Origin of the sequence: Desulfogranum marinum, assembly GCF_016918565.1 — a bacterium.
In the GTDB taxonomy this organism is placed as follows: domain Bacteria; phylum Desulfobacterota; class Desulfobulbia; order Desulfobulbales; family Desulfobulbaceae; genus Desulfogranum; species Desulfogranum marinum.
In genome coordinates this window covers 1-2,891 of record NZ_JAFFQD010000106.1, presented here as the reverse complement: position 1 = coordinate 2,891, position 2,891 = coordinate 1, and the positions used below count along the sequence as shown (strand labels likewise).

The window sequence follows — 2,891 nt, the reverse complement described above, 5'->3', positions numbered from 1 at the left end:
TTCTGTGAGAGCCTGAGGGGGAAGTTCCCTCGGGCTACTCGACTCGTCATCTTGGTGAAGAGTCGTCGGGCAGGCGAGCGGGTGATGGCCAGTGTCAGTCGGTTCCTGGAAAAGAGACTCAAGCTCAAAGTCAACCAAGAGAAGAGCAAGGTGGCTCGCACCAATGAGATCACCTTCCTCGGTTTCTCCTTTACAGGTACCAAGATCCGCTGGTCGAACAAGGTTCTTGTGCGTTTCAAACAGCGCACCAAGGAACTGACCGGCCGGAGCTGGGGCGTCTCCATGGACTATCGACTGTTCAAGTTGGCAGAATATCTGCGCGGCTGGATGGGCTATTTTGGGATATCGGAGCTGTATAGGCCAATACCCGAGCTTGACCACTGGCTACGCCGCAGGATGCGTATGTGCTATTGGAAGCAGTGGCGCTACTGCCGCACCAAGGTGCGCGAGCTAACCAAGCTCGGTACCTTCCAACATACGGCTATTTCGGTCGGTTTGAGCCGGAAAGGCCCGTGGAGATTATCCCGTACCTTGGCGACCCATTCGGGCATGACCAATCAATGGCTCAAGGATCAAGGTTTGCTTTCTATCAAAGATCTATGGGTAAACATCCATTACCCGGCTACGGCTCGGTAGCTCATGGGAACCGCCTAGTGCGGACCCGCATGCTAGGTGGTGTGGGGGCTGGGGGAGAGAATCTCCCGGCTACCCGATTATGTTTTCTTGTTTTTATCAATATACTCAGGGTCGTAGTCAGTCCTTTTATTTCTGATAACCCTTGCAATCTGCTTAATGTGCCCAGCTTTTACGCCATACTGGTTGTTATATTTTTTCTCAAGAATTTCAGCTATAGCTTGTGCTCTGTCATGTTCTTTATCAACGGCCTCTAAACAACTTTGTTCTTCATTTATACGTGATCCCATCCAACGGGTGAGTTTAAATAACTGGTCATTACGCAGCGATTCGATAACTTCCGCTATTTCTTCCGGGGTATCATAAAGAGCAAATATCTCGAAAGACTTATATTTATCCATTAATTCGTTCAAACTATCTGGATTTTCTTTCAACTTGACCCAGAATTTAGATAGATCTATTTTTTCGCTGCTTTCATAGTATTCCTTATTTTTTTCAACAACGTATGTATATATTTCTTCACAATATTCAAACCGTCTTGTCCCCCCACGAAGATCAATGCTCCGCAGAGGCTCCATTCTTTTCTGTTCGTAAAGTTCCTCAAAAAGTTGTCTGATGTCTGACTTGGTTTTCTCAAAATCAAGATCGACAACTCCACGCTTAATATCGTTTATGAGTCTATTCGTAAGAAGTAACAAAATGGATGGGTGTGTAATGTTTTTTTTCTCAAACATTGCACTACAGGTATTAGAGAAGATACGGTTTGATTCTTCGTCGTCCAGATACCAAAATTTAAATGTATCCATGTAATATTCGTAATCTTCTGTCTCTTTCCATTCTGTGAATTCGTCTTCAAAGTCCTCAGCCCTATAAAAACCATAGTTTATAATGCTGAATTTACCTTGAAGTTTAATCTCATTGGTTTGGTAGAAAGCGGTATTGATCAAATGCTTAATAATTCTGTCTTCATCAGTTAACTTTTTTAATTGCCCGTTATCCTCGTGACGTTTTATTCCAAGTTTCTCTGTGAGTTGGTAAGAATTATTGACTGATGGGTCTAGAATTTTTTTTCTGTCTTCATTACTGTTCTTATGATGCTCAACAAGGATTAAAGTGGATAGCAATGAGATAAAATATGAGATAGCACTAGCAGGCGAAGGCGCAAACTTTTCTTTGTTATTGGAATATATTATTGTCAAATAATGGATAGCTGTACTTACTGTCCGAATATTTGAGCAATTAGCAGAAGTTAAGAGATCAAATATTCTGCTGCTATTTTTCGTAAGGATATTTTCTATATATATCTGGCATTCGGGAGAGGGGAAATTAACTAGACTAATAGCTGCCTTCAAAACAGTTTCAGGGGAGTATGCTAATTTATATTTAAAACCTATCGTTTTCTCTTTAGTGTCCTGAAATTTATTTTTATTTTTTTTCTCTATATCTTTAGCATTGCCAATTACTAAACACTTTGCACCATTATGTTCAGCAAGCTTATTAATATATGAAAGACATATTTCGATATCACCTGCCCAACGTTCCAGGTCATCAAAACAAATAAAAAGCCGCTTACTTTTTTTGATTCTTGTTTCTTTCCATTTTTTAAGGCCAAATTGGACAGCGAATCCTAGCCCTCCGAATCTTATATCTTCTGCCATGTTAGGGTTAGAATTTAATAGACCTTTAAGGACTCCATCGTCATCTGCTCCCATCATTGAAAGTGATTTGAATATTTCATTTTCAATGTCATTAATGTCCTTCAAGCCAAACATTGAAACATAGATTGCTTCAGATTCACCCACCTCTGGAAGAAGGATATTTTTCCAGAGAAAAGTCTTTCCACACCCCCAATCACCATCTATCATAATGGCGTATTTTGTGTCTGGAGTTTCAATATACGTTTTAACTGCCTTTACAATATTGCTTTTCGCATCCATAATTGTCTCTGAGTGGGTTTTTATACCAGAAGTTGAAGGGTGTTTTTTTGTCGCACCAAGCAACTTCTTGATCTTATGAATTATTTCCTGAAACATAACAAGTAATTATACAGAAGACTGAGTTAAGTCAGCCATATGGTAGGCTTCATCCCTTGAGATGCTCCACTCAAATTATTAATATTGTGTCATATTAGCTAGTGTCTGTCCATAAATAGCAATTTTTTCAAAGGCGGCCGCAGCCAGTCGCATCAGCGAACACAATCGGTTCATAGGGCAAGCAAACTTTTGCTATCCTTTTCAGCTTGTCATTTGAAAATTCCT

Annotated in this window: 3 protein-coding genes; 1 reads left to right on the top strand and 2 read right to left on the bottom strand. The window is 40.4% G+C overall.

Going from position 1 to position 2,891, the window contains the following annotated elements; all coding sequences use genetic code 11:
* Positions 1 to 381 (bottom strand): hypothetical protein (locus JWH17_RS25020; RefSeq protein ID WP_332468476.1); only part of this gene is annotated, 381 nt, incomplete at its 3' end.
* Between JWH17_RS25020 and JWH17_RS25015 the strand changes: the two genes are divergently transcribed.
* Positions 283 to 636, top strand: coding sequence for a group II intron maturase-specific domain-containing protein (locus JWH17_RS25015; protein WP_332468475.1), 354 nt, complete (start codon positions 283 to 285; stop codon positions 634 to 636). The genes JWH17_RS25020 and JWH17_RS25015 overlap by 99 nt on opposite strands.
* A gap of 77 nt (positions 637 to 713) precedes the next feature.
* Here the strand turns inward: JWH17_RS25015 and JWH17_RS22970 are convergent, their stop codons facing one another.
* Positions 714 to 2,570 carry a P-loop NTPase fold protein gene (locus JWH17_RS22970; protein ID WP_205225038.1) on the bottom strand — a complete coding sequence of 619 codons (1,857 nt, stop codon included), beginning with the start codon at positions 2,568 to 2,570 and terminating at the stop codon, positions 714 to 716.
* Positions 2,571 to 2,891 lie beyond the last annotated feature (321 nt).

What these genes read in the sequence shown, in the direction of transcription:
- JWH17_RS25015 (WP_332468475.1), top strand. Translation starts at nt 283, where the DNA reads ATGGACTATCGACTGTTCAAGTTGGCAGAATATCTGCGCGGCTGGATG.
- JWH17_RS22970 (WP_205225038.1), bottom strand. Translation starts at nt 2,570, where the DNA reads ATGGATGCGAAAAGCAATATTGTAAAGGCAGTTAAAACGTATATTGAA.